This is a genomic window from Rheinheimera sp. 1928-s (genome assembly GCF_029269265.1).
In the GTDB taxonomy this organism is placed as follows: domain Bacteria; phylum Pseudomonadota; class Gammaproteobacteria; order Enterobacterales; family Alteromonadaceae; genus Pararheinheimera.
The window spans coordinates 502839-529622 of sequence record NZ_JARIXP010000005.1 but is presented as its reverse complement, the minus strand read 5'-3'; the positions used below and the strand labels follow the sequence as shown (position 1 = coordinate 529622).

The 26784-nt window shown below is 45.5% G+C and carries 29 protein-coding genes; 20 read left to right on the top strand and 9 right to left on the bottom strand.

The features are described from left to right. Nucleotides 1–25 precede the first annotated feature (25 nt). Nucleotides 26–1051 carry a hypothetical protein gene (locus P3C17_RS15470; protein ID WP_300930266.1) on the top strand — a complete coding sequence of 342 codons (1026 nt, stop codon included), beginning with the start codon at nucleotides 26–28 and terminating at the stop codon, nucleotides 1049–1051. 44 nt (nucleotides 1052–1095) lie between these two features. Here the strand turns inward: P3C17_RS15470 and P3C17_RS15465 are convergent, their stop codons facing one another. Then, entirely contained in the window at nucleotides 1096–2148 is a 1053-nt protein-coding gene (locus tag P3C17_RS15465; RefSeq protein WP_300930265.1) for an alkene reductase, read from the bottom strand. Between the two features lie 10 nt (nucleotides 2149–2158). Then, entirely contained in the window at nucleotides 2159–2464 is a 306-nt protein-coding gene (locus tag P3C17_RS15460; protein ID WP_233081029.1) for a helix-turn-helix transcriptional regulator, read from the bottom strand. A 149-nt stretch (nucleotides 2465–2613) separates the two neighbouring features. Between P3C17_RS15460 and P3C17_RS15455 the strand changes: the two genes are divergently transcribed. The 3 genes from P3C17_RS15455 (at nucleotide 2614) to P3C17_RS15445 (ending at nucleotide 4865) form a co-directional block, all read left to right on the top strand. Then, a complete protein-coding gene (locus P3C17_RS15455) occupies nucleotides 2614–3087 on the top strand; it encodes a hypothetical protein (RefSeq protein WP_300930264.1) in 474 nt (157 codons plus the stop codon). Between the two features lie 161 nt (nucleotides 3088–3248). After that, nucleotides 3249–3731: a fasciclin domain-containing protein gene (locus tag P3C17_RS15450; protein ID WP_300930263.1), complete on the top strand. Its 483-nt coding sequence runs from the start codon at nucleotides 3249–3251 to the stop codon at nucleotides 3729–3731. Nucleotides 3732–3878: 147 nt separating this feature from the next. Continuing rightward, a complete protein-coding gene (locus P3C17_RS15445; RefSeq protein WP_300930262.1) occupies nucleotides 3879–4865 on the top strand; it encodes a DUF481 domain-containing protein in 987 nt (328 codons plus the stop codon). 46 nt (nucleotides 4866–4911) lie between these two features. Here P3C17_RS15445 and P3C17_RS15440 read toward each other — a convergent pair whose 3' ends face one another. Together P3C17_RS15440 and P3C17_RS15435 are read right to left on the bottom strand one after the other, a co-directional pair. Continuing rightward, nucleotides 4912–5355 carry a hypothetical protein gene (locus tag P3C17_RS15440; RefSeq protein ID WP_300930261.1) on the bottom strand — a complete coding sequence of 148 codons (444 nt, stop codon included), beginning with the start codon at nucleotides 5353–5355 and terminating at the stop codon, nucleotides 4912–4914. Between the two features lie 315 nt (nucleotides 5356–5670). After that, on the bottom strand, nucleotides 5671–6285 hold the full coding sequence (locus P3C17_RS15435) for an MsnO8 family LLM class oxidoreductase (RefSeq protein ID WP_346015669.1): 615 nt from the start codon (nucleotides 6283–6285) through the stop codon (nucleotides 5671–5673). 32 nt (nucleotides 6286–6317) lie between these two features. Here P3C17_RS15435 and P3C17_RS15430 point away from each other — a divergent pair, with 32 nt between their 5' ends. Next, nucleotides 6318–6512 carry a hypothetical protein gene (locus P3C17_RS15430; protein WP_300930260.1) on the top strand — a complete coding sequence of 65 codons (195 nt, stop codon included), beginning with the start codon at nucleotides 6318–6320 and terminating at the stop codon, nucleotides 6510–6512. A 39-nt stretch (nucleotides 6513–6551) separates the two neighbouring features. On the opposite strand, the gene P3C17_RS15425 is transcribed toward P3C17_RS15430, so the two are convergent. Further along, complete coding sequence (locus tag P3C17_RS15425; RefSeq protein ID WP_300930259.1) at nucleotides 6552–8357, bottom strand: S8 family serine peptidase; 1806 nt, start codon at nucleotides 8355–8357, stop codon at nucleotides 6552–6554. Nucleotides 8358–8644: 287 nt separating this feature from the next. After that, nucleotides 8645–9631 carry an LLM class flavin-dependent oxidoreductase gene (locus P3C17_RS15420; RefSeq protein WP_300930258.1) on the bottom strand — a complete coding sequence of 329 codons (987 nt, stop codon included), beginning with the start codon at nucleotides 9629–9631 and terminating at the stop codon, nucleotides 8645–8647. A 235-nt stretch (nucleotides 9632–9866) separates the two neighbouring features. Between P3C17_RS15420 and P3C17_RS15415 the strand changes: the two genes are divergently transcribed. The 5 genes from P3C17_RS15415 (at nucleotide 9867) to P3C17_RS15395 (ending at nucleotide 13483) form a co-directional block, all read left to right on the top strand. Then, complete coding sequence (locus P3C17_RS15415) at nucleotides 9867–11144, top strand: MgtC/SapB family protein (RefSeq protein WP_300930257.1); 1278 nt, start codon at nucleotides 9867–9869, stop codon at nucleotides 11142–11144. A 90-nt stretch (nucleotides 11145–11234) separates the two neighbouring features. Continuing rightward, on the top strand, nucleotides 11235–11789 hold the full coding sequence (locus P3C17_RS15410; RefSeq protein ID WP_300930256.1) for a cytochrome b: 555 nt from the start codon (nucleotides 11235–11237) through the stop codon (nucleotides 11787–11789). A gap of 58 nt (nucleotides 11790–11847) precedes the next feature. Next, entirely contained in the window at nucleotides 11848–12771 is a 924-nt protein-coding gene (locus P3C17_RS15405; RefSeq protein ID WP_300930255.1) for a pseudouridine synthase, read from the top strand. Then, nucleotides 12771–13121: a putative quinol monooxygenase gene (locus P3C17_RS15400; protein WP_300930254.1), complete on the top strand. Its 351-nt coding sequence runs from the start codon at nucleotides 12771–12773 to the stop codon at nucleotides 13119–13121. The genes P3C17_RS15405 and P3C17_RS15400 overlap by 1 nt, the downstream gene beginning before the upstream one ends. A 113-nt stretch (nucleotides 13122–13234) precedes the next feature. Continuing rightward, entirely contained in the window at nucleotides 13235–13483 is a 249-nt protein-coding gene (locus tag P3C17_RS15395; RefSeq protein ID WP_300930253.1) for a DUF2798 domain-containing protein, read from the top strand. A gap of 65 nt (nucleotides 13484–13548) precedes the next feature. Here the strand turns inward: P3C17_RS15395 and P3C17_RS15390 are convergent, their stop codons facing one another. After that, entirely contained in the window at nucleotides 13549–15552 is a 2004-nt protein-coding gene (locus P3C17_RS15390; protein WP_300930252.1) for a PhoX family phosphatase, read from the bottom strand. 257 nt (nucleotides 15553–15809) lie between these two features. Further along, nucleotides 15810–16514, bottom strand: coding sequence for a Sir2 family NAD+-dependent deacetylase (gene cobB / locus P3C17_RS15385; RefSeq protein ID WP_300930251.1), 705 nt, complete (start codon nucleotides 16512–16514; stop codon nucleotides 15810–15812). Nucleotides 16515–16700: 186 nt separating this feature from the next. Between cobB and dkgB the strand changes: the two genes are divergently transcribed. The 8 genes from dkgB to P3C17_RS15345 all read left to right on the top strand — a co-directional run bounded on the left by dkgB (nucleotide 16701) and on the right by P3C17_RS15345 (nucleotide 23625). After that, nucleotides 16701–17420, top strand: a complete 720-nt coding sequence (gene dkgB / locus P3C17_RS15380; RefSeq protein ID WP_346015670.1) for a 2,5-didehydrogluconate reductase DkgB — start codon at nucleotides 16701–16703, stop codon at nucleotides 17418–17420. Nucleotides 17421–17883: 463 nt separating this feature from the next. After that, entirely contained in the window at nucleotides 17884–19191 is a 1308-nt protein-coding gene (locus tag P3C17_RS15375) for a PAS domain-containing methyl-accepting chemotaxis protein (protein WP_300930250.1), read from the top strand. Nucleotides 19192–19338: 147 nt separating this feature from the next. Continuing rightward, nucleotides 19339–20244 (top strand): diguanylate cyclase, encoded by a 906-nt coding sequence (locus tag P3C17_RS15370; protein WP_300930249.1) that lies wholly within the window; start codon nucleotides 19339–19341, stop codon nucleotides 20242–20244. A gap of 58 nt (nucleotides 20245–20302) precedes the next feature. Next, nucleotides 20303–20902: a PepSY domain-containing protein gene (locus P3C17_RS15365; protein WP_300930248.1), complete on the top strand. Its 600-nt coding sequence runs from the start codon at nucleotides 20303–20305 to the stop codon at nucleotides 20900–20902. Between the two features lie 264 nt (nucleotides 20903–21166). Beyond that, entirely contained in the window at nucleotides 21167–21847 is a 681-nt protein-coding gene (locus P3C17_RS15360; protein WP_300930247.1) for an energy transducer TonB, read from the top strand. A gap of 10 nt (nucleotides 21848–21857) precedes the next feature. Beyond that, nucleotides 21858–22586 (top strand): MotA/TolQ/ExbB proton channel family protein, encoded by a 729-nt coding sequence (locus tag P3C17_RS15355; RefSeq protein WP_233081045.1) that lies wholly within the window; start codon nucleotides 21858–21860, stop codon nucleotides 22584–22586. After that, complete coding sequence (locus P3C17_RS15350) at nucleotides 22587–23000, top strand: biopolymer transporter ExbD (protein WP_300930246.1); 414 nt, start codon at nucleotides 22587–22589, stop codon at nucleotides 22998–23000. Between the two features lie 133 nt (nucleotides 23001–23133). Then, nucleotides 23134–23625, top strand: a complete 492-nt coding sequence (locus P3C17_RS15345; RefSeq protein ID WP_300930245.1) for a glutathione peroxidase — start codon at nucleotides 23134–23136, stop codon at nucleotides 23623–23625. A 293-nt stretch (nucleotides 23626–23918) separates the two neighbouring features. On the opposite strand, the gene P3C17_RS15340 is transcribed toward P3C17_RS15345, so the two are convergent. Continuing rightward, nucleotides 23919–24260, bottom strand: coding sequence for a glycosyltransferase (locus P3C17_RS15340; protein WP_300930244.1), 342 nt, complete (start codon nucleotides 24258–24260; stop codon nucleotides 23919–23921). Between the two features lie 283 nt (nucleotides 24261–24543). Between P3C17_RS15340 and P3C17_RS15335 the strand changes: the two genes are divergently transcribed. Beyond that, nucleotides 24544–25419: a DMT family transporter gene (locus tag P3C17_RS15335; protein WP_300930243.1), complete on the top strand. Its 876-nt coding sequence runs from the start codon at nucleotides 24544–24546 to the stop codon at nucleotides 25417–25419. A 136-nt stretch (nucleotides 25420–25555) separates the two neighbouring features. Then, entirely contained in the window at nucleotides 25556–26773 is a 1218-nt protein-coding gene (locus tag P3C17_RS15330; RefSeq protein ID WP_300930242.1) for a glycerophosphodiester phosphodiesterase family protein, read from the top strand. Nucleotides 26774–26784: the final 11 nt, after the last annotated feature.

Below are 26784 nucleotides of genomic sequence, written 5' to 3'. Positions count from 1 at the left end.
TCATTAAATGCAAAAGGAGTTGTAGATGAACTACTTAGTTTCGGTGTTAGCTGTTTTAGTTTTAAGTGGATGTGGTGGAGGTGGTTCAGATACAGATTCGGGATCAGGCCAGGGACAAAGTAAACCACTTCTGGCTGACTATCACGGTAGTTGGGGCATCGATGGATTGGCTGTAGCGATGATTTCCTCCACCAGTGTGACCACTTATGTATACGACGAAAGCCGGGGCTGTTACGAAGCCGATTTTTTTGATGTGACGGCCAGTACCAATACATCACTAACAACAAAAGATGTTACAACAGGTGAGGTTTCTACCTCATCTTTTGCGCTGGTAAACGGTATGCTGCGCATTAAAGAAGGCAATGAAACTCTGGACTTGCCTGCAACAGATTATTTTGTGCCATCACCTGGCTGCCCTAATGTGAACGGCATTCAGACTATTACTGCTGAAATTACTCTGGAGACTTTGCCTCCTTATGTCACGATAAACCGCAGTGCGCAATCCAGTGGATATGTAGAGTATTCTTACGACATTAGTTTTGATACCAATAAAAACTCTGAGCTTGATGCCGGGGATGTGACTCTGATGGTACGTCATTTCAAAAGGGATGGTGAAGAAAACATCAAACTGCCACTCAGTGATATCAGAGCCGCTGTCTGGCTTTATACCCCTGTGAATGGCAGTACCCGTGTTCAGGTAACCAGTAACTCAATAGCGTCTTTTACCTTAGGTTTGGAGCAGCAAGGTTCAACGCTGAAATTTACTGCCGATGCCAGGCAGCATGCTTCTCTGATGCGTATCGCTGCTGATACCCCAATAGTAGTCAATACCTATCTGCATTATCCATCACCTGAAGCTGAAATACTGGAAGGATTCGCTGATGGTCCATGGAACTGGTCTGGCGCTGAGCATCGTGATGTATTTCCGGAACAAGGTACTGCGATCCCCAATACTTATCCACAATATGTTATGACAGATGCTACTGGAGATCTGTCAGTAGGTCAGGCCAAATGGGTGGATATTAAGTCGGTCAAACTTAGTTTCAATTAAACGAATAACAGACCTGCCCGGTTTGCTGGGCAGGTCTGTTATGTTTACGCCAAAGTTGGATAATCGGTATAACCTAAAGGCCCTTTGCCATAAAACAGCTCTGGTCGTGGCTGGTTTAGTGGTGCATCCAGTTCTAAACGTTTTGGTAAATCCGGGTTGGCAATAAAAGGTATACCGAAGGCGATAGCATCTGCTTTACCATCTGCCAACCAGGCATTGGCTTCTGCTTTGCTGAATTTTTCATTCGCAATCACAGTGCCACCAAACAGTTGTTTGATCAGCGGTGTAATACTGTCGTCAGCTGCATGTTCACGGGTAGAGATAAAAGCTATACCACGTTTGCCCAGTTCAGTGGCTACGTAACTAAAAGTGGCGGTGCGGTTGGAGTCAGCCATATCATGAGCGTCCATACGAGGGGCTAAGTGCATAGCCACTCTGTCTTTGCCCCAAACACTTATACAAGCATCTGTGATTTCCAGCATCAAACGGGCGCGGTTTTCTAAAGAACCACCGTATTCGTCATCACGTAAGTTGGTGCTGTCTTGCAGGAACTGGTCGAGCAAATAGCCATTGGCGCCATGGATCAGCACACCATCAAAACCAGCGGCTTTGGCATTTAAAGCGCCGATACGGAAAGCTTCAACTACGTCTTTAATTTCGCTTAAAGTTAAAGCACGTGGTTCTTCATAGTCTTTGATTGGACGAACAAGGCTGACATGGCCAGCCGGACGCAACGCACTTGGTGCTACAGGTTTGGCACCGTCCAGATAAATCGGATCAGAAATACGGCCTACGTGCCACAGCTGCAGGAAAATACGGCTGCCTGCTTTATGCACTGCGTCAGTGACCAGCTTCCAGCCTTCAGTCTGAGCTTGCGACCAAATTCCTGGTGTATCAGGATAACCCACACCCATAGGGGTCACAGCTGTGGCTTCGGATAAAATTAAGCCTGCGCCGCTGCGCTGGGTATAGTATTCAGCCATCATGGCATTAGGCACACGGCCTTCGTCAGCACGACAGCGGGTTAAAGGCGCCATGACAATACGGTTTTTCAGGGTTAAATCACCTATGGTGATTGCATCAAATAAAGTTGGCATCTGTAACTCCTCAAAGTTGATCATTTAAACGCGCCAGAAACTGTTGAATAACTTCTTCATTACGCGAGAAAAAATTCCACTGGCCTACTTTTTTGCTGCTGATAAAACCAGCACGTTGCAAGGTGGCCAGATGGGCTGACACTGTCGACTGAGACAAACCGGTTTTCTGGTCGATTTTGCCGGCACATACACCAAAACTCAGTGAGTGTTCCTGATCGGCGAAATAGACTTCAGGTTGTTTCAGCCAGTTTAAAATTTCCCGTCGCACTGGGTGGGACAGGGCTTTGATCATGTCGTCGAGTTCTGCAGAGCTCATCGGTTAATCCATATGTGTATATCGCGATGCGGCGAAATATATATCGTCAAGTTGCGATATGCAACTTTTATTTTGTTCTGCCCGGTACATTTGTCTGCTGCTATGCTCAGAACAGACTCTCCAGGCAGGCACAGTGAGCAGGAATAGATATGAATAGTTTTTTGTCGTCGCTGGAACTTAAGCGTAGCGAAAATGCGCTTTACGTGTGTTTTACCGGCATTCATGAAGATTACCTGACGGCCCGTTATGCCGAAGCTCTGGAGCAGTTTTGCCAGGCGATGCAAGGCAAGCCCTGGGCTCGTATCGTGGATTTGCGCCAATGGTCAGTGACTGCTGTGCAAAACCAGAAAATGATAGAGCAATTACTGCAACAGGATTTAAAGCGGGGTTTAACTTTGGAATACGTACTGCTTCCGCCGGATGCTGTAGGACGCTGGCAAGTAGAGCAAACTTTAAAAAGTTTAAATAGCTTTACATCCAGTGAGGTTTTTCATCCGACTAACGATGAAAACGAGGCATTAGATGGTCTGCTGAAACATGGTTTTTCTGTCAATTTTGGCGCTGTGACCCGACACGAATCACGCTGCTGGAAAGTTCCGAAAACACCGGAGACTAAAAGCTAAATTATTAAAATACAGCGTAAAGAAACCATCTGCTTGTTACAGCGTACTACGGCATGTTTCAACTTAAGTTTACCGAAAATAAATAAATATACTTCTGATCTTTTTAAGCATCGACGCCGTTTTCTATTGCGGGTTTTATGTTCAACTAAAAGGAAATCAGAATGAAATTTCGCTCATTATTGAATTTAACCGTTCTCTCTGCAGCTTTAGTCGTCTCTGCTGCATCTTATGCTGCTGCCAAAGCTGATATCGTTGATACTGCGGTAGCTGCAGGTAGCTTTAACACGCTAGTGACTGCGGTCAAAGCAGCAGACCTGGTCGATACTTTAAAAGGTACTGGCCCATTTACTGTGTTTGCACCAAACGACGCCGCTTTTGCCAAAATTCCAGCTGCAGATTTACAGGCGCTGTTAAAAGACAAAGCCGCTCTTGGTAATGTACTGACCTATCACGTGGTGGCGGGTAAAGTGATGGCTGCTGATGTCGTGAAGTTAACCTCAGCCAAAACAGTACAAGGCCAGGATTTAAAAATCGCGGTGAAAGACGGTGTGGTTTATGTCGATGGCGCTAAGGTGATTAGCACTGATATTGAAACCAGCAACGGTGTTATTCACGTGCTCGATTCTGTTGTATTACCTAAATAGTCACTGTGTCGCAAAGTAGATGAAAAGGGGCCTTGTGCTCCTTTTTCTTTTTGCCTTTTTGTTTATGGAAGCTGCGCAGGCGGATTCTCTGCTGTTAAACTTAGGTCATTTGAAATTGATTTTGTATTCACAAGGAAGATAGCTGTGGTGAAAACACTGCTTTTTGTGGCTTTGTTGTGGTGTATATGCTGTGAAGCGTCTGCAGGGCAGGCTGCAGTGGTCTGGATGAAAAATGGTGACAGATTAACTGGTATGATCACCCAGCAGGACAAAAAGATTGTATTTCTGAACTTACCTTATTCAGGGCAAGTGCAATTACCCAGAGCTCAGATTGAGCGTATTGAACAGCCAAAACTTGCAGCTGTTGAAGTGACTCCTGCGGCTGCCCAGCCGGAAGCCCCAGTGGTTAAAAACCAGGCCGTAAGGCACTCCAGCATAGATTTAACTGCGGGTAAAAAGCGCAGTAGTAGCAGGTCGGATAATCTGGGCTTTAAAACTGCTTTTGAGCAACGTGATGACAATTTACGGCTGACCTTTGATGCCAAATACGATTACGAAACCAGTAACTCGTTAAAGAAAACCCATAAATATCTGCTGAATCCAGGTGCTGACTATTTTTTTCAGCCTCAGCTATTCTGGCGGAATAAAATCGACTACTCGCAGGATTTTGTCAGCTCAGACTACAAAAATATCGATTTAAGTTCAGGCCTGGGTTATAGCTTTTATGATACCAAAGAGCTGAGGGTGGAACTGATAGCTCTGGCTGGTTTAAAACGAACTTACTTTAAAGAAAGTGCTGGATTAGAACTTTTTGTCGGTGACAGACAAAGTCTGGATTTTCGTCATATTCAGCTGGAATGGGACTTGCGTTATTTATGGACCGGTAGCAGTTTTGAGATTTTCAGCGAAGGCAGTTACTTAAAACCTGTGAATCAGCCTGTGAGCTTTATCCAATTTAAACAGGATGTGAATCTGAGTACAGGGCTGAGTTATTACCTGACAGAGCGTATCCGCTTGTCATTTTCGGTGGATTTTGATTGGTCTAAAATTGATGTGGTGTTGCCACAGGATTTGGTGATTTCTTCCGACAGCCGCGATTTACATCAAAAACTTAGTATAGGTGCGAAATTCTGAAATGGGGGTCAGATTGTTGGCAGATAACCATCTGACCCTAAAAGCCTTATCTTGTCATTGCAAGCGGTAAACTATTTTCTACTGAGGTTGCATTCACGTCCATCAACTGACCATTAAAGTAAATGAAAGTGTAGGTAACTGTAACAACATGGGTTGCTGTTTCATATGTTTGTGATATTGCGGTTGCGCACGGACCTTTATCGCAAGGCGCAGCAGGAGCATGCTCAGGCGTTGTAGAATCCACACTGTCGCTTGTGCTCACATGAACCAATTCTGCCGAACTATCCAAATCGAACGTATCGGCCGAAATAACGTTTCCTTTTTCGTCCCAAACGGTAACTGTTGCCTTACCCAATTCCTTGTTATGAACAATTTCACTGCATGCTCCTGCAACGCATTCACGCAGTGGCGTTGTGTTTGCTTCAGCATTTCCAACAAGAAAGCACAAGCCAAAAATCAACACTAACCTATGATATATCTTGATATTCACAAATAAATTCCTTTTATAGTTTCGTTTGGATCTCAACGGGCAGGATAGTTTTGAATCGCTAAATTTAACTATTTTAGGAATTCAGCTTGAACAGTGACACGCCAAATTAACAAATGCAACTTATTTTGTATTCTTTTTGGGTCAGGCTTTGTTCTTTGTTCTGGTTGCTTCCCCATTAACTACTTGTTTTTGCATTGTTTTTTATTGCATTTTATCAGGCGATGGCAATAAAAATTCTGCACATCAACAAGCCAAGGCCAGTCCAATAGATTGATGCAATAAGTTCCAAGCCTTGATCCTGAGCTGAACCCATTTTTAATCAGAGATAAGCTCTGCCGCAATCCTAAAACTGGTTTGCCGTGCTTTAGGGTCGTGCATCATGCTGGTGAGCATCAGCTCGTCCGGATTGGTTTGTTCAATAAAATCCAGCAAACCTTTTTTCACTTCAGCCGGATTGCCTATAACTGAACAGGCCAGAGCTTTTTCCACATAAGCTTTTTCATGTGCTTGCCAGATCTGGTCCATATCTTCAACTGGATCAGGTAACAAACCCGGCACACCTCTTACCAAATTCACAAACTGCTGCTGAGGTGAGGTAAACAGATGCTGGGCTTCTGCTTTAGTTTCTGCGGCAAATACATTCAGCGCCAACATCAGATATGGTTTATCCAGTTGAGCCGATGGCTTAAATTCTCTTCGATACAAAGCAGCGGCCTGTTCCATCATCGCTGGGGCAAAATGCGAGGCAAATGCATAAGGTAAACCCATATGAGCCGCCAGTTGAGCGCCGTATAAACTCGAACCTAAAATCCATAGAGGCACATTCAGGTTTTGTCCTGGCACGGCTTGTACCGCCTGATTTGGCTTCACCGGACCAAAGTATTGCTGCAATTCAAGGATATCGGTTGGGAACTGATCTTCAGTTTCCATGCGGTTGCGCCGTAAAGCCCGTGAATCAACCTGTGAGCTTTATCCAATTTAAACAGGATGTGAATCTGAGTACAGGGCTGAGTTATTACCTGACAGAGCGTATCCGCTTGTCATTTTCGGTGGATTTTGATTGGTCTAAAATTGATGTGGTTTTGCCACAGGATTTGGTGATCTCTTCCGGCAGCCGCGATTTACATCAAAAACTTAGTATAGGTGCTAAGTTTTGAAAAAGGGGCCGAGTTTTGACTCAGCCCCAATCCAGTGATTTAAAGATTGATAGAAGTGCTGGCACTGCACTTCGTTGTGCTTGCTGCTTCACAAACTTTATAGCTGTAGCTACCACGGTTTAACGGGCCGTCGCGGTGCGCGCCGTCGTTAGCTGTAGTCAGTACTTTAACATTGTTGCGGTATAGGTCTACTGAACTGGTTGTGGCGCTTGCCCAGGTCAGATCGACATAACTTTTACCTTTGTTTTTCACTGATTTTAACGTCAGGCTGATACCCGGAGTTGGAGTACCACCAGCACAACCATTGGTTGTCAGATACTGATGCGCTGCAGCAGCCTGAACAATACCGTAACCAAAGTACACATCTTTACCAGCAGCGCCTGCGTCTTTTGCAGTCGCTTTTAACGCATTACGGATTTGAGTTCCGGTACAGCTTGGGTGGTTTGACCACACCAGAGCTGCGACACCAGCTACAGCCGGAGTTGCCATAGAAGTGCCACTCATCAGGCCATAATCGCTGGTGCCAATGTGGATAGAAGCAGTAGTTGCTGCCAGCAGAGCAGTTCTGTCTTCAAAAGCAGCACCTACCGCTGGGATGGATGTAGTGTTGGCCGAACCTTCACCTAAAGTACCGTACAACATGCCTGCAGTGTTGTTGATCAATATGGCGCCAACACCACCAGAGTTCTGACAGTTTTTCACTTTATCGTGGAAAGAAATCACACCACGGTCAATCATACAGATTTTACCGGCAGCACCTGAGTTAACACTCTGAGCTGTTCCCATGAAAAAAGTAGCTGCGCTGGCAGACCCCGGGTTTTCCATCGCTGAAGTTGCATAGGGTGTGCCGTTGGCGCTTAAGGTAGCACTGGTTGCCATATCGGCTGGATAAGTTGATAAAGTATCAACACCACCAGCTGTGGCTTCCACACAGAAAGTTTCATTAGTCTGGCCATTCAGGGTACAGCTTGGGAATTGAGAGAAGTCAGCAATGTTGTTGTTATTGTCGTTAGCGCCGATCATCATGACGGAAGGGTAACCAGCTGGGTATGAACGCACGTTATTGCCATCGTTACCGGCAGCAGCTAAAACTAAACCACCGCCATCAGTAAAGGTTTTAAAAGCGTTAGATTCAGTAGTGTTAGAACCACCACCACCTAAGCTCATGCTGATAATATTTGAACCAGCGTTTTTACATTTTTGTGCTGCATGAGCCAGATCAGAAGAGTAACCCCAACCTTCCGCATTAAATACTTTGATGATATGCATAGCAACACCAGGTGCCATGCCAATTACACCTATGCCGTTGTCTGCTGCACCTATGGTTCCTGCTACGTGAGTGCCGTGTGGGCCACCATTGTCGTACCAGTTGCCAGTGCCTGAGTCGTTATCTCCTGTGATACTACCCCAGTTAAAGTCAGGGTTAGACTGGTCTAAACCTGAGTCAATCACACAAACTTTCATGCCAGCACCAGGGTTAAATTGCACCTGATTGGCCTGAGACTGGTATACAGCATAAGGAGTAATTTGTTGCTGCATTGGATCGCCAGCGTCGTCGTTAAACAGCGCCATAGGTTTACGCACTAAGTCTTCTTCAATCAGTTTGATATGTGGGTTCTTTAAAATACCTTTGATGTCATCTACAGATCTGCCGTTAAACTGAGCTGCGATAAAACCATCTGCATCTACTTTTACTTCACCACCCAGCTGTTTTGTTAACGCAGTGATCATACCTTTGTTGGCATTGTCGACCTGAATAATGACCCGATCTGCAGCTGCCGCACTGCCACAGCCTAAAGCCAATAAAGTTGCTAATGCAGTTGGATTTAACTTGTTGATTTTCATTTAGTTGTTCCCGTTAATTATTATTATTTTCTCCGTTGCGACTATTCATCTTACGTGTTTTAGTCGCAATAAATTGGAGTCTTGTCGCATGCTTTTGTATATAAGCATCGTCTAAATGCCATTTTTTTGTAGATAAAATCAACTGGGTTATTAAATTTTGTTTTCAATTGTAATTAAATGTAAGCGGTAGCATGTATAGCTTTTTGTACAAAAAGTGGCCGCAGACCGCTTCAACTGTTAAAAGCACAAGCGATCTGGAAAATGCGCGAACAGGTTATAGGAGTGCATTAATCAGAGATAAGCTCTGCCGCAATCCTAAAACTGGTTTGCCGTGCTTTAGGGTCGTGCATCATGCTGGTCAACATCAGCTCGTTTGGTTGATGCTGTTCGATAAAATTCAATAAACCTTGTTTTACTTCTACTGGATTACCTATCACCGAACAGGCTAAGGCTTTTTCCACATAAGCTTTTTCATGTGCTTGCCAGATCTGGTCCATATCCTCAACTGGATCAGGTAACAAACCCGGTACGCCCCGCACCAAATTCACAAACTGCTGCTGAGGTGAGGTAAACAGATGCTGGGCTTCTGCTGTAGTTTCTGCGGCAAATACATTCAGCGCCAGCATCAGATAAGGTTTATCCAGTTGAGCCGACGGCTTAAATTCTCTTCGATACAAAGCAGCGGCCTGTTCCATCATCGCTGGGGCAAAATGCGAGGCAAATGCATAAGGTAAACCCAAATGAGCGGCCAGTTGAGCGCCGTATAAACTCGAACCTAAAATCCATAGAGGCACATTCAGGTTTTGTCCTGGCACGGCTTGTACCGCCTGATTTGGCTTTACCGGACCAAAGTACTGCTGCAATTCAAGGATATCGGTTGGGAATTGATCTTCTGTTTCCATGCGGTTACGTCGCAATGCCCGTGCTGTTTGCTGATCGCTGCCAGGTGCCCGGCCTACACCTAAATCGATACGGTCCGGATACAAAGTGGCTAAAGTGCCAAACTGTTCTGCTATCACTAAAGGTGAATGATTGGGCAGCATAATGCCACCAGCCCCTAAGCGAATTCGAGAAGTTGCAGCAGCCAGGTGGCTGATCAGCAGGGAGGTCGCCGCACTGGCAATGCCCGGCATATTGTGATGTTCAGCCAGCCAATACCGCTTGTAACCCAAAGTGTCTGCCAGTTGCGCTAAGGCTTTGCTATTGGCAAAACTGTCGCTAATAGTGCTGCCTGAAGCAACAGGGGCTAAATCTAAAATAGAAAAAGGGATCATCAGTACTCCGCAAGGCTGTAATTATCTGCATTCAATACCGTTTGGTATGAAACTAATGCAGCAATGGGTGCTCTGGGCCGGGGATTCAAGTGGTGTGCTGCATTTAGGCGGATTTTGCCGCCCGATGCTTTATTTTTTGCGGTGAAGTGAGGTAAACAGGCTTAGGGTTGTGACAGATCAACGAACAACGCAAAAATTCAGCTATGCTGGGATCAACTCACTAAGAATATGAATTATGGCTGGATTTGACATCACACTGGCGCAAAACTTTTTGATTGCGCTGCTTATTGGTGCCTTGGTTGGCATTGAACGGGAAAAGCATAAAAACAACAATCACCCCGGTTCTTTTGCCGGAGTCCGTACTTACATCTTATTTGCGCAATTGGGGGCTGTCAGCGCCTGGTTGTCTGTGCATTTACAAACACCATGGTTGTTTATCGCTGCTTTGTTGGCCGTCTCTGTGACAGTACTCTGTGCTTATTATCTGGAGAATAAAGCCAAAGCTGTGGCTTTGGGATTAACCAGCGAGTTGTCTGCTATTACCGTCTGTTTATTGGGCGGCGCTGTCATTTTTGGTTTTGCAGAAATCGCCGTATCTCTGGCTATTTTCACTTCGGCTATTCTGGCGTTTCGGGAGCCTTTGCATGGTTTGATCAGCAAAATTGGTGCTGATGATCTGTATGCCGGCCTGAAACTTCTGATTGCCAGTTTTATTGTATTACCCCTATTGCCGAATGAAGCAATCGACCCCTGGCAGGCATTAAACCCTTATAAACTCTGGTTGCTGGTGATTTTAATTTCTGCTTTGTCTTTAGTAGGTTATATAGCAGTACGTTCTTTAGGTTCAGTCAAAGGCACCATGATCACCGCTCTGACTGGTGGGCTGGTGTCATCCACAGCTATGACCTTAAGTTTTGCCCGCAGCAGTCAAATTGAAAATGACAGCGGGGCAGCTAATCGGCTGGCAGCTGGCATTTTAGTGTCCTGGCTGGTGATGTTTGGTCGGGTGATACTGATTGTGACTGCTATATCTGTGCCTTTAATGCAGCAACTGTTATGGCCTTTAGTGGGGCTGGCCTTAGTCACCGCAGTATTAGCAATGGCTTTTTTTCTGGCCAGTCACAGACTGCAATCAGCCTCTGTTGCTACTGCTGTGCCTGTGAATAATCCTTTTAGTTTATGGTCGGCTATTCAGTTTGCTTTGTTGTTTGCGTTGGTATTGTTGCTGGTCAAACTGGCAGAGCATTATGCTCCAGGTCAGGGCTTGTATTGGCTGGCTGCTCTAGCGGGGTTAACTGATGTGGATGCCATTAGTTTATCTCTTGCCGATTATGCCAGTCGTGGTGAGTCTGTTCAACTGGCCGCTACTGCTATTGGCATTGCCATCTTAAGTAATTCTTTGGTGAAAACTGTCATGGTATGGGTGGCTGGCGCTCAAAACCTGGCAATGCGTATCTCCGTAGCCATGCTGGTGCTGGGTGTGGCAGGACTGCTGTTGTTTAGTGTTGTTTGAATGCTCTGCGGGAAGCTGATAGCGCAGAAGCTCAGCTTGCCTTAAGTTTTCACTGGCAGAATGAAAAAGTAATTCAACACAGAGGTGGTTATGTCGGCTTCACAACAAAGTTATAGCGTCTGGATGCTGCGTTTGCATTGGCTGACTGTTCTGCTGCTTATTGCTGTTTATGCCAGTATTGAGTTCAGAGGGGTCTTTGAAAAAGGCACAATGGAGCGTGACTTGATCAAAGAGGTGCATTTTGTGTTGGGCTTAAGTTTATGGTGTATTACGTGGCTTCGCTTGCTGGTCAAGCGTTTTAGTTTCATACCTTTGATAAAACCCGCACCCAAAACCATAGTGATCAAAATTGCAGCTTTGATGCATGCTGTGCTTTATGTTTTTTTACTGCTGATGCCTATATTAGGTTATCTGCTGTTAAGCGCTGCTGATCATGTTATTCCATTTTGGGGCTTTCAGTTGCCAGCCTTAATAACACCAGATCCAGATCTTGCTGCATCCATTAAAGAAGTGCATGAAATGGTGGGCAAAGCAGGCTACGCCTTTATCGCTTTACATGTACTGGGCGCTCTGGCACACCATTACATTGTGAAAGACAATACGTTAAAGCGTATGTTGCCTGGTTTATTCGGCACTAAAAGCTAAAACAAGTTGACTCAAAGCGCCGAATTGTCTTAACTCTGGCCCTCTGACGTGAGGGGATATGAGCAAAGCAACAAAGCCATCTGAAATTACCTTACCACCCAAAGATTTGGGCTGGGGTACAGTGCTGAATTTTCTGATTGAAAAATTCCACCGCATTGACGCTAGCATTTGGCGACAGCGTGTAGCTGATGGCAAAGTCTATTGGTTTGGTGGTGAAGTCATCAGTGCAACCACCGCCTTTTTACCCAGCCGCCGGGTCTGTTATTACCGTGAAGTGGCAGCTGAGCCTGTTATTCCTTTTGCCCATCAGATTTTGTACCAGGATGAGCATATTATTGTCGCTTGCAAACCGCATTTTTTACCTGTGACTCCTGGCGGTGAATTCGTCAATGAATGCCTGCTGGAAAGAGTGAAACGCGATACGGGTCTGCACGATGTGGTAGCAGTGCACAGGCTGGATAAGGAAACAGCAGGTTTAGTGCTGTTTTCTGTCAATAGCCAAAGCAGGCCTTTGTATTATCAGCTGTTTGCACAAGGGCATATCAGCAAAAGTTATCAGGCGGTGGCCCTGTTATCTGCAGAACTTCAGCAACTCGAATTACCACACAGCTGGCAAGTTAAAAACCGGCTGGAAAAGTCAACTCCGGCGTTTTTAATGCAACAAGTGGATGGTGAAGTGAATGCGTTTTCCAGCCTGACCCTGGTGGAAAGAGGTACTGAACTTGGATTGTTTGAACTTAGCCCCCATACAGGGAAAACCCACCAGTTGAGGTTACATATGCTGTCTGTGGGTTGCCCTATTTTATTTGATAAATATTACCCAGAGTTGCTGCCAAAGCAGCAACTGGATTTTGCCGAACCACTGCAATTATTGGCAAAACGCCTGAGTTTTATGGATCCGGTTACAGGCCAGGATCATCAGTTTGAATCAAACCGTCAGCTGCAAAGCTGGCCCGTTATTACCGAATCGAAGGAAAGCTAATGTCTAAAAAAGTGTATTGCATCGCCCAGTTTTTACCTAAGCCTGGCAAAGAAGCTGAACTCTTTAAAGTGCTGCAAGGTTTAGAAGCCAATACCTTGCGTGAAGATGGTTGCCTGCAGTACAGAGTGACCCGTCATATTTCAAGCCCTTATGCCGAAGGCAAAAGTTTTCCGATTGTGTTTAACGAAATTTGGGCTGATATGCAAAGTTTTGAAGCTCATTGCCAGCGCAATGAAATAAAAGACTTTTTCCAGACCTACTGCGTCGCTGAAACAGGTTTAGCAGCAGATTGGAATGTCTGTATTTACAGCGATGAGCCGGAAAACTTTGATGCACCAAAGTTGGTGTAACAGAGTCAAACTGAGCTGGCTTTATCTTTTAATCGCAGATCTGCTACTTTGCCGCGCAATGCCCAAATGTAGCCTGAATGCTGTAAACACGTTCTTACTGGGTGAGTTCCGAGATGTCAAAACCTGTATTTAAAAAACTGCCTGCCCGCTCTATGGCCTATGTGATGCCGCTGATTTTATCCATTATTATGAGCTGTATTGTATCTTTGATCAGTACCTTAAAAAGTACCGGTTTTGGCGGCTTTGAACTGACGATTTGGCTGGGAGCCTGGGCTCTGTCCTGGGTGGTGGCCTATCCGGTATTACTGTTGATATTGCCGCTGGTGCGAAAACTAACCAGTTTTATTGTTGAAACGCCTTAGTTTTTTTCGCTGAAAAAACATTAAAAAAGCCGGTTTTTACACCGGCTTTGTGTTTGGAAAGCGTTTTAAGAGCCTATCACGCCACCATCATCTTTGGTGACAATCACAGTCGCTGAACGTGGTCTGCTGCTGCCGTCGTTCGCTGGCCAGTTACTGGTAAACTGGGTTGGAGTAGAGCGATCACCAGGGTGTTGAATATTCACAAACATGGTTTTCAAGTCTGGTGTAAAGGCTAAACCTGTTACTTCTGCATCCACTGGTCCGACAAAGAATCGCTTCACTTTGCGGGTTGCCGGGTCGGCCACCAGCATCTGATTGTTACCATAAGGGCCTTCACCTTGCTGAGAACCGCTCATATCTGTCTGGATCCACAGCAAACCGTTGGCACTGAACATTAAGCCGTCCGGGCTTGCCATATGATTGTCTGCAGTCAACGTCAGGTCAGTACCTGGGGTGGTAGTACCAACATCACCTGCCAGCAGAAAAATATCCCAGTTAAAACTTAAACCTTGAGTTGCTGCATTTTCTTTCCAGCGAATAATATGGCCAGTGGCGTTATTGGCGCGTGGGTTTGGTGCATCAATTTGAGCCGTGGTTCGGGCTGTATTGTTAGTCAGCGTAAAATACACTTCACCAGTCGTTGGATGCACTGCACCCCATTCAGGTCTGTCCATTTTCGTCGCACCGGCAATATCAGCCGCCAGACGGGTGTTTAACAAAATGTCGGCCTGACTGTCGAAGTTAACACCAGCAGCAGCGGCTTTGGTCATCAGGGTTTCGTTATTGATATCCAGAGCCAACCATTCGCCAGAACCGTCGGCGTTAAATTTAGCAACATACAAAGTACCGTCATTTAGTAAATGACCGCCTGCAGTGGCTTTAAAGTAAGGCGCTTTAGAGACATATTTGTAGATGTATTCAAAAGTAGAGTCATCGCCTGAGTACACAACGATCGGCTGACCTTCCACCACAGGGCCAAAAATAACGCCTTCGTGGCCAAAACGGCCTAAAGCTGTGCGTTTTTGTGGCACGCTGTCTGGATTAAATGGGTCAATTTCTACTATCCAGCCAAAAGTATTTGGCTCGTTACGGTAATCTTCTGTGGCATCAGCACCTAAGCTGGTTGCGTTAAAGCGCTGATACTGCTCGGCACCTGAATCGGCAGTTTCCCAGTAATAGCGGCCATTTCTGCTGCCAACGCCATAACGTCTGTGTTCACGTGGCTGAGTTGCATCTGCATTCATAAAATAACCCGCCCAGTTTTCTTCGCAGGTTAAATAAGTGCCCCAGGGGGTAAAACCATTACCACAGTTATTTAAAGTACCGCGGGTGCGGGTGCCGTCCTGGCTGTATTTAGTCACCACTTTGGCATCACCACGCACTGGGCCTGTGATATCCATAGGAGTTGCACCTGTGATGCGGCGGTTTAGCGGGCTGCCTTGCACCAGTTGGAACTGGCCTTGTGCATCTTTTTTGATATGAGCCACAGTGACACCGTGGGCTGCTACTTCTTTACGAACTTCGTCAGCTGGGCGGGGCAAGCCTGTTGGACCCATAGGGTGCAGTACGTTGGCATCCAGATATTCATGGTTAAATACCAGTACACCTTCGTTGCTGTTTTGGTTGCTGCTGCGCGCATCTAAAGGGAAAAAATGCATACCATCATGGTGAGCACCCACTTGCTGTTCCATGTCGGCACCAGTGTTGCTGCCATCAGCCAGATAAGCCGGGTAACTGCCAGAGAGTGGCGTGCCCATAGGTAAAAATGCCCGGGCTGTGTAACCCACAGGTACTGTAATCTCATCCAGACGGTTAGCCGCAATAGCGGCAAAACCCAACAAAACCGGAGCTGGTTCAGGCTTGACACCCACAGGGCCTGTGACTGGTTCAGCTGTATCACTGCTGCAGCCGACTAAAGCTGAGCCCATAATGGTGGCTATGGCTGCGCCTAAAGAACCTTTTAAGAAACTGCGGCGCGAGGCCAGTACGGACTGAAAATCGGGGTTATCTGAAAAGTTAGTTTGTGGATCTATACCCGAGTTATCAATCTGGAAATTTTTGTTCTGCATTTTGACTCCGATGTCGGTTTAATTAGAAATCTGCCGCGACATTAGAGCTGTTGTTTGTTTCAGTAAGGTTACTTTTTGTTGATAAAATAAAGACAACTAGGGAGCTATAAGAAAAAAACGATTAACGGCAGGAAAAATGCGGTGTAAGCAACTTACACCGCATCTGAACTTTAATGATGACCTTTGCTGACGCCATCGCTGCCGTCCGGCAAACTGATCCGCACATTTTGCATCATGCCCGGATCTTCAGGATAACTTCAGCTTAATTTCGCAAGGTAAGCAGGTACTATTTTAGCCGCAGGGCCGTAATAACCTTCGGCAAAATCGCCACGGGTGGCTTCCAGATTAAGCTCAACTGTATGGGCACCTGACTCTGCAGCTATCTGCACAAAACCTGCAGCCGGATAGACCTGACCCGAAGTACCAATGGAAATAAACAAATCGGCCTGCATCAGTGCATCTGTGCATTGGTCCATCTGATAAGGCATTTCACCAAACCAGACAATATCAGGTCGAAGTGGTTGTGGCGTTTTGCAGCAGTGGCATAGATCTGTGGCTGTTAAATCTTTTAACCAGCTTTGGCTTTTGCCTGAAACAGCACATTTTACTTTTTGCAGTTGACCGTGCATGGCAATGACATGCTCTGATCCTGCCCTTTGATGCAGGTTATCGACATTTTGCGTGATCAGTAAAAAGTTGCCCCCCCTGGCTTTATGTTGCTGTTCAAACTGCGCTAAAGCCAGATGAGCGGCATTGGGTTTAAGTTTGGGGTCCAGTAGTTGAGCGCGGCGCAGATTATAAAACTGCTGCACCAAGGCTGGATCTCGCGCATAACCTTCAGGAGTCGCCACATCCTCTATCTTATGGTTTTCCCATAATCCATTGTTATCACGAAAGGTTTTAATGCCAGACTCGGCAGATACACCTGCACCTGTCAGCACAACTATGTTACTAAACCGCATAAATGGAATCCTTTGTTGCTGTCAGTGCAAAAGTGTTTTGTCTGTGGCTTTGCTTATTCTGAAGATTAGTCTGGTATATGCTACTGCCAACTTTAACGGAGAACCAGACATGAACACTACTCTTAAACACACTATTCCTGTATTAGGCGCTGGTACTTTTCGCTTAAAAGGAGAAGATGCCTATCAATCGGTAATCACCGCCTTATAGCCACCGCTCAGATTTACGGCAATGAGCAGGATGTCGGCCGTGCTATCCGCGACAGTGGTATAAAAGCCAGTGAGCTTTTTGTTACGACCAAGATATGGACGGAGTTTTTAAATAAAAACAAACTCAAAGCCAGTCTGGAACAAAGCCTGGAAAAATTACAGCTGGATCAAGTGGATTTAACTTTGGTGCACTGGCCGTTACCAGATGAAGTGCCAGTGCAGTCATATGTTGAAGCTCTGGCTGAAGCAAAACAAGCAAAATTAACCCGGCTAATGGGCGTTTCCAACTTTACTGTAAGCCAAACCAAAGCAGCGATAGATGCAGTGGGAGTGCAGGAAATAGCCACCAATCAGGTAGAAGTGCATCCGTTTTTACAAAACCGCACACTGGTGGCATTTTTAAAAGAGCAGGGCATTCAGATCACCGCTTATATGCCTTTGGCTTATGGCAAGGTGCTGAGTGAACCTTTGATCCAACAGATAGCGGCAGGGCATCAGATCACGGCTGCACAAGTAGCGTTAGCCTGGTCGTTACAACAAGGTTTTGTGGTGATGCCGTCTTCCACTAAAAAAGTGAATCTGGCACAAAATTTAGCAGCTTTGGCTGTGAACCTTACCTCAGAGAACATGACTCAACTGACCAGCCTGGATAGAAATGAGCGTTTGGCCAATCCGGATTTTTCGCCTGCATGGGACTAATGTATTCGTCAGAGGTACCTCACTTAATACTGCAAATGAGCGTGTGATCAAAAGCTTAGGCTCTTCTGGCTTCTGACATAAATGAGTGGCCAAAGTCTGGCCACTTCAGCGTCCCCCTGCTTTTCTGAACGTCCTTCTTTTTTCTTCATTGGCCTGATGAGTTGGGGCATTTCTACTGATCTGACAATGACAAAAACCTGCATTCAGTGAATGACTGTGGTCCACCAGATAGTTACGGTGAATGCATTTATCACTTTTATCATTTTTATTGATATTTCGCTTTTGCTTTGTTACTATGCCGCTAAGGATGTTGTTACAGGCTATTCACTCATTTGTTGTATCGCTATTGCCTGTTTTTAAGGTTCAGCAGGAATCAGGACAGAAAGCGTAAGTGAGTTTACAGATGCAGAAGCAGGCTCTGACTTATGTATCACAGTGTGATGTCAATACAACGGGGTGACCTATGATTTTTAGCCGTAAAACGAAACAACTGATAGAAAACTTAACAACTCGCGTGACTATAGCCGACGCCGATCTGGGGGCTATTGAACAGTATTTAGCCGTGATCGAGTTTAGCCCCGATGGTTATGTGCTGAAAAGTAATGCCTTGTTTAACACCATGATGCGAGTGCAGGCAGATGCCATCATAGGTCAGCATCACAGTAAGTTTTGTAGCAAAGATTATGTAAATACACGTGAATACAGTCAGTTCTGGCAGGCTTTGAAAAATGGTGATTGTTTTGACGGCCAGTTTCAACGGATCCGCGGTGATGGCCAGATTGCCTGGTTGGAAGCGACTTATTTCCCTGTCAGGGATAGCAACGGAGTCGTAGAAAAAGTTATTAAAATTGCATCTGACGTCACAGCCTCTAAAACTGAGCTGGATACAAAAAATGCGGTTTATGATGCTATTAATCGCTCTATGGCTGTGATCCATTTTGATCCACAAGGCAATGTGCTTGAAGCAAACGCAAATTTCCTGCAAGCCATGCGTTACAAAGCTGCGGAAATAACAGGACGCCATCACCGGATGTTTTGTGATGATGAGTTTTATCAGATGAATCCAAAATTTTGGCTTGAATTGGCTGCGGGTCAGCATAAATCTGGCCGTTTCAAACGTTTTACCAAAGAAGGTCAGGTGATTTGGATTGAAGCAACCTATAACCCTATTTTTGACAATAACGGCAATGTAGTACGGGTTATTAAATTTGCTTCAGATGTAACCCTCTCTGTGAATAAAGAGCAGGCAGTCCGTCATGCTGCCGATATGGCGGGTAACACATCCGAAGAAACTTCAGTTATTGTGGCAACCGGGGTCGAAAAATTACAAGAAACAGTCAGTGTCACCAACGCTATGGTAAGAAAAATAAGCAGAGCCTATCAGCAAGCTGAAACTCTGACGTCCCATGCAAAAAATATTGGTGTCATTGTCAGCACCATAAGAGCTATCGCAGAACAAACAAACCTGCTGGCCTTAAATGCAGCCATAGAAGCTGCCCGGGCTGGTGATATGGGGCGGGGTTTTGCTGTTGTAGCCGATGAGGTTCGCAGTCTTGCTTCCAGAACAGCCAATTCAACCAGTGAAATAGCGACTGTGATTTCGTCTACACAGCAAACTGTTGAAGCCATGATGACGGTAATCACTGATGTAAATCAATCTGCTCAGCAGGTGAATGATCGTATCAGCGAGGTTGAAGATGTGATGTCAGATATTAAAGCCGGTGCAGATAATGTGGTGTGTCAGATCTCTAATGTTATTTTAACGTCGTAGACAGTGTTGCCTGAAATTGGGATGACTTCGGGTAATGTGTTGCAGCGACACAGTAAAGAGTGGCAGGATGTAAAAGTGATAAGTTTGAAAGCTGGAGCTCATGGTGAGCTCCTCGCAGTTATCCGAGCTTCTATTTACAGGTAGGATATGTCAAGCCCCTCGTTAGGTTCGTTAAGTGACTATATTGATCAATTGCTTGAAGCTATTTGTGTGGTTGATGCCAACGGCCACTTCTTGTATCTGAGTTCCGGTTGTGAGCGAATTTTTGGCTACAAAAGCACTGAAATGATCGGTCGGCCCATGATTGAATTAGTGCATCCGGATGACAGAGAACGTACTTTATTGGCCGCCAGCGAAATTATGTCTGGCGATCAGAAAATCGATTTTGAAAATCGTTACATCCGCAAAGATGGTCAGATTGCTCATATCCAGTGGTCTGCCCGCTGGTCTGAAGATCAAAAAGTACGGGTGGCTGTAGCCCGCGATATCACCAAACACAAACAACTGTTAAAGCAGTTACAGCACATTGCCTTTTACGATCCTCTGACCCAATTACCGAACAGAGCTTTGTTTGACGATCGGCTACAGCAGTCATTAGCACGTGCCAGACGTGAGAAGGGCATGCTGGCTTTATGTTTTGTGGATTTAGATAAATTTAAAGAAGTGAATGACCAGTACGGCCATGCTGCTGGCGATTCATGTTTGAAAAAAGTAGCTGAACTTTTGCTACATTCAGTGCGTGAAACCGACACCGTGGCCCGTTTAGGGGGAGACGAGTTTGTTATTGTGATGGATGCAGTGACAGATCAAGCCGCAGTATTAAGCATTTTGCAGAACCTGTTGACTAAACTTCAGTCACCGTTTTTATTTGAACAACACTCTCTGCAATTGTCCGCCAGTATTGGTATTGCACTTTTCCCGCAGCATGGCCAGGATCAAGTCAGTCTGTTAGCCGCAGCAGACCGGGCTATGTACAAAGCAAAACATGCGGGTGGCAATCAACTCTGCAAGGCCACTGAGCTGCCGAACTCAACTGACAAGAATTTCGGTTAATTTTACTCTTACTGCTGTTAAACTTTTGTTTTTCCAACGATAGTGAGTGTTGTGTCAGATGTCTTTACCTCGTCGTGTTCATCGCTTTTTAGGCTGGTGCTTAATTCTGCCATTTTTTATCTGGGCTGTTACGGGTCTGATATTTTTTATCAAACCAGGTTATCAGGCTGCTTTTTCCTATCTGACTATTAAAACCTATCCAATTAGCAGTGCTGTTCAAATTAATCCTCAACCGGATTGGCAGGAAGTTAAATTGCTGCAAAGCGTGTTGGGTGTGCATTTGCTGGTGAAACAAGCAGATGGTTGGCAGCAGTTGAACCCGCAAGATTTCACAGTACGTTCCCTGCCTGAAGAAGACGAACTGCAGCTGCTTATTAAAGATGCAATCAGCGTCGACCCTCAGCGTTATGGCCAACAGCTGCAAAAAACCGATCAAGGTTTTATCACAGATACCGATGTACAAATTCAACTGGATTGGCATAGTTTGAGTGTGTCGCAACAAGGTAAAGATACTGAATTAATTAACAATTTATACAAAGCTCATTACCTGCAATGGACAGGGTATAAAAGTCTGGATCAGGTTGTGGGTGTAATGGGATTAGTACTGCTGATGCTGACTACTGTACTTGGGATCCGCTTGTTGATCCGCCGTCGTTAAAAATGAATAAGAGCCTGTATACCGGGTATACAAAGTTCCCTCTGCATTAAACTGGTTGCAAATAAGAATTATTCTCGATAGCATACTTCCTGTCTGAGTGCAGTGCGATAAAAGCTTTGTCGCACTGCTGTCGCTGTGGATTCGTGCAGCTTTGCATTGACTCCAGGTTTAACTTTTCAGATCAGAGAGTCCAATTCAGGTTACCCAAAACGCCTGTTTGGCATACTTTGATCTGTTATCTGGCATTAATGTGGTGGAAAAGCGGTGAAAAGATCTGCCCTGTTATTTATTTTTGTACTGATGGTGCATGTAAGTTTAGTTGCAGCAGCTGTGACTCTTTCGACAGAACCACAAGCTAAAGCTGTGGAAACAGCCATTGAAGGCCTTATTATTCCAGCTCCAGTTACCCCGCAGCCAGAAAAACCTGAACCCAGCCCTGCATTATCAAAACCAGTAAAAAAGCCGAAGCCAAAGCCGCTTCAACAAAAACCGGCTGTCGCTAAAAAAAATGTCAGTCAGCCCAAAGCTGCTCAGTCCAAACCAACTCCTGTTGCAGAAGCTTCACCCACTGCTATCAGCGCACCAGAACCTGTTGCGGAGGCAGTACCTGCCAAAACCGTCACTGAAAATCCGGAGCCAGAAGCAGAGCCTCCAGCAACTCCACCTGTCGCATCGGCCAGTAATGCGGTGAATAAAGCGCCGATTTATCCGATGTTATCGCGCCGTTTGAAAGAGCAGGGCACAGTTTATTTGCAGGTGTTGGTGCTGAAAAACGGCAAAGTAGGGCAGTTAAAACTGAAACAAAGTTCTGGGTTTGCACGACTGGATCAATCGGCACTGAATGCGGTGCGCAACTGGACCTACGAGCCAGCGTTAAAATTAGGCCAGCCAATAGATTTCTGGTTTGTGCAGCCTGTGGTTTTTAATTTAAATTCAATTCATTAGAGAGTAAATCATGCAAGAAAATCCCTACGGTATTGCCGCACTCTGGGCCCAGGGTGACTTTGTTATTAAAGCTGTGGCTGTGATGCTGCTACTGATGTCAGTAGCAAGCTGGACTGTGATCGTGATCCGGGCCATTAGCTTATGGCGCTTAAAACGCATCAGCAGAGCCAGCAATGATTTTTGGCATGCCCATAGTTTTACCGAAGGTTTACGGATTTTAAGTTCGGCCGACTCAGCAACAGGGCCTATGAATCCATTCCGTTATATGGCCGATGAAGGTCAGGCGGCTTTGGATCATCATCAAAGTCATCAGCAAGACTTACATGGCAATTTACCGCTGGCTGAATGGCTGGTTTCTTGTTTACGGGGCGCTATAGATGAAAGTGCCGAGCAGATGCAAAAGGGCTTAGCTATTCTGGCGTCAGTCGGCTCCACTGCGCCTTTTGTTGGTTTATTTGGCACTGTTTGGGGCATTTATCATGCGCTGGTGGGCATAGGTGTATCCGGTCAGGCCAGCATCGACAAAGTTGCAGGCCCTGTAGGTGAGGCACTGATTATGACAGCTTTTGGTCTGGCCGTGGCTATTCCTGCAGTGTTGGGTTACAACGCCTTACAGCGTGGAAATAAAGAGGTGCTGAACAAAATGCAGCGTTTTGCCCATCAGTTACACGCCTATTTTCTGACGGGCGCAGCGCCAAAAAGCAGCAGAGTGGTTGTGCCTTTAAAGGAGGCAAAATAAATGGCTTTTGGTGGAGGTTTAGACTCAGATAATGAAGTGATGAGCGAAATTAATATGACGCCACTGGTCGATGTGATGCTGGTGTTGCTGATTATTTTTATTATCACAGTGCCAGTGCTGACTCACAGCGTAAAGGTAGATTTACCTCGGGTCAGCAATGAAAAGCAGGAAATTAAACCTCAAACTGTTACTTTAACGGTCAAGGCCGATGGCGCTGTATTTTGGGACGATCTGCCTATTGAAGTCGCCGTGCTGGATTTAAAACTGGCGGAGCAGGCGCAACAACAGCCTCAGCCTGAAGTACATATTAGGGGTGATAAAGCTGCACCTTACGAGCATGTACTCAAAACCATGGCTGCTGTGCAGCAATCGGGTTTGTTAAAGTTAGGCTTTATCAGCGAACCTGCGAACTGACTGTGATTGCTGTCTTGTTCGGTTTTTTGCTTCAACTACATCTATAAAATTAAATTGCATGCAATTTAATTGTTAGGCATTATGTTTTTACTTTCAGCCTTGACTGAAACCCCAAACTACAGAGGAGCACATGATGCCAAACCCCATTTTTGATTTAGCAGTGACCAACATCAAAGGCCAATCGGTCGAGTTAAAAGATTATCAGGGCAAAGTGCTGCTGGTTGTGAACACTGCCAGCAAATGCGGTTTTACGCCGCAATACAAAGGTTTGGAAGAGCTGTATCAGAAATACAAAGATCAGGGCCTGGAAATTTTAGGTTTCCCTTGTAACCAGTTTGGTAAGCAAGAGCAGGGCAATGAAACGGAAATCAGTGAGTTTTGTGAACTGAACTATGGCGTGTCTTTTCCCATGTTCGCCAAAGTGGATGTAAACGGTCCGGACGCTTCGCCTCTATTTAAAAATCTGAAACAGCAAAAACCTGGCCTGTTAGGCTCAGAATCCATTAAATGGAACTTCACTAAATTTCTGATTGGCCGGGACGGCAAGGCGATTTTACGTGCTGCACCGCTGACCAAACCAGAAGATTTAGAAGCTGAAATTCAGCAGGCGTTAGCAGCAAAATAGACCTAATCGAAATCCCCCAAATTAATTGATGTTGTAGCAAGGCGACAAGTGATTGGGACCCCAGGAGCATAGTTTTCCTATGTGCACTTGGATTGAAGCGTGATTGAGCAGGTCGTGCCAAGCGGATGTTTTAGAAAACACTGGGGCGAAAGAGCGAAGGTAACGCAGCTACAGCTTCAAGTAAGAAGGGGATTAAAAAATCGTAAGGAGCGATTTTTAACAGCTTTAGCTGGCCCTACGGGCATTTTACAAGGATGTAAAATGTAAAAAATCGCCTGACGACAGAGGTGTAGTCAGGCGCAAAGTACACAAGGCTGGGATTGGTTAAGTAAAAGACCTGTAGCTTTTACAACCTGTTCTGCTGTAAGGCAAGAACGGAGCAGAGTGTGCGCCTGTTTTGCTCTATGTACCTTGATATAAAACAATAAAACACCAACTCTGCCAACTATATAGTCAGCATCGATAAAACCAATAGAGTCGCCTGTTGCTTTGGCTAAACTGGTATTTCTTGCCACGCTGACACCTGCATTAACCTGACATAACAACAGGTAAAAGTTTGGTCGTGCTGAACTACAAATATGCTGTTGTGCCAGTTCAAGGCTGGCGTTTGTGGCACCATCACAGATCAGAATCACCTGAAACTGCTCTGCCAGTTACTCTGCGATGGAATCAAGCAACTGAGGAAAATAGCTGGCGATATTGTAGAAAAGGACGATAAGAGATAACAGCTGCTAATTATCCTTACATTCAGCATGCTGTTGTGACGAAACTGTATGCCGCTTTGGCGCCGCAAAAGCGGCATCATCTCTGGAATCACTGTGTTTACAGATCAGGCTTAATCTTTGCTGTTTTTGCACTTGCTTTAGTTTAAGGATTTTTGAACACTAGCCCGCTGTTTTCTGCATTAATCAGGTGGTTATGAAAAGTCTGCTTCACCCCGCTGTCGATCAACCGACTAAGGGAATTCTGTGTATGTTGCTGGCCGTTGGCATGTTTTGCGCCATGGATGCCTGTATGAAGCAACTGACGCAACATTATGGCCCTATGCAAATCACCAGCTTACGAGCTTTGTTTGCCTGGCCCTTAATAGTCGTCTGGTTAGTGACAACCAACAGAGTGCAGCATTTACTCAATTCACGCTGGTCTTTGCATTTGCTAAGGGCCGTGCTTGGCATCGTCATGTTGTCAGCTTTTGTGTATGCCATTCAAACCTTATCACTGGCTGATGCTTACGCCATCTTTTTTGCAGCGCCGCTGTTGATTACTGCTATGTCGGTTTGGTTTTTAGGTGAGCATGTGCAGCTAAGACAATGGGTTGCTATCGGCATTGGTATGTTGGCGGTGCTGTTTATGCTAAAACCAGAAGGCGATCAATTGTTGAGTTTAGGCGCGCTGGCAGCTTTGGTTTCAGCGCTTTGTTATGCCATTTCTGCTATTACGGTTCGGGTATTATCCCGCACTGACAACAGTGGAAATATGGTGTTTTGGCTGATGACCATGATAGGTCTTGGTGCTGGTGCTTTAGCTTATCCTGATTGGGTATCGATATCTTCGGATCATCTGTGGTTATTAGCGCTGATGGGGTTAAGTGGTGCTATAGGTCAGGTGTTTATTACTGAAGCTTTTCGTTTAGCACCGGCTTCTGTCATTGCGCCTTTTGAATACACTGCGCTGGTGTGGGGTTTAGGTTTTGATATTCTGCTATGGCAGTTGTTTCCAAGCTTATCGCTGCTTATTGGCGCTGGGGTTATTATGGCCAGCGGCTTATATTTATGGGCGCAGGAGCGTCGCTGATCTAAGCTTTAGGGTACAGCTTTTAACACCAGACGGGCAGGGCAAGCCCAGCTCTGGGATTTTGTGTCATGCTATTGTCATTCTGTGGTTTTAGTATGAAGTTTTTGCAAAAGGTGTGACAAAAGGTGTGAATAGTATGCTGATACAAAAAGGTTTTTCCCTGCTGCCTCTGAGCCTGTTGTCTTTAACTCTGTTATCCGGCGTTGCCATTGCCGCAGATGCTTGTGTTACTGCTCCTTTAGTTATTGCACACCGTGGTGCCAGTGGTCATTTACCTGAACATACGCTGGAAGCTTATATGCTTGCCATGCGGATGGGCGCTGATTTTATCGAGCCCGATTTAGTACCCACCAAAGACGGTCAGCTTATCAGCCGTCATGAAAATGATTTAACTCACACCACTAATGTGGCTGAACTAGCGCAGTTTGCCGATCGCAAAACCACCAAACGTATTGATGGCATTCCAATCACGGGCTGGTTTAGTGAAGACTTTACTCTGGCTGAAATAAAGCAGTTGAAAGCCCGCGAACCTTTACCTGGGTTAAGGCCTCAGGGCGCAGAGCACAATGACAAGTTTGCTATTGTTACTCTGGCTGAGATTGTGAGTCTGGTAAAACAGTTTGAGGCCGATACCGGCCGCAAAGTCGGGCTTTATATTGAAACCAAACACCCGACTTATTTTCGTTATGAAGGCAAAACTATAGCAGGAAACCTCATAGCGCTGGATATCAGCAAAATGCTTGTACAGCAATTACAGCAGCTGCGTTTTACCGAACCAAACCGGGTTTTTATTCAGTCTTTTGAAGTGCAAAATTTACTGGAGCTAAAACATCAGTGGATGCCAGCTTTGACGCTGAACATTCCGTTGATCCAGTTGATAGGAGATACAGAAAAAGCCTTTTTGCCGCCGAAAGATAGTTTTTCTGTGCCTTATGACGTGTTTTATCATCAGCAGCAGAGCGCTGATTTAGCGTCCATTTATAAAGACAGCAGCAGCTTTTTAGCCACAGAGTCCAAACCTCTGGATTATTCTGTTTTACTGAACGACAAAGGCCTGAACTTTATGCAGAGCTACGCCGCTGGTATAGGTCCATGGCGCAGCAGTATTTACCAGAAACACAGCCTGAATTTAAAGCCTTTTGTCAAAGCGGCCCAGCAACAAGGTTTACAAGTACACCCTTATACCTTCAGGGCTGAAGCGAACTATTTAATGCCCAAAGATGAAAAAACTAAATTCAGTTATTCTGATGAAATGCAGGCTTTGTTTAAGCAGGGTATAGACGGACTATTTACGGACTATCCAGATTTAGCGCTGGAACAACGCGCCTTGTTCCGGCAAAATTGTAAGCCTTAACTCGAGCCTGG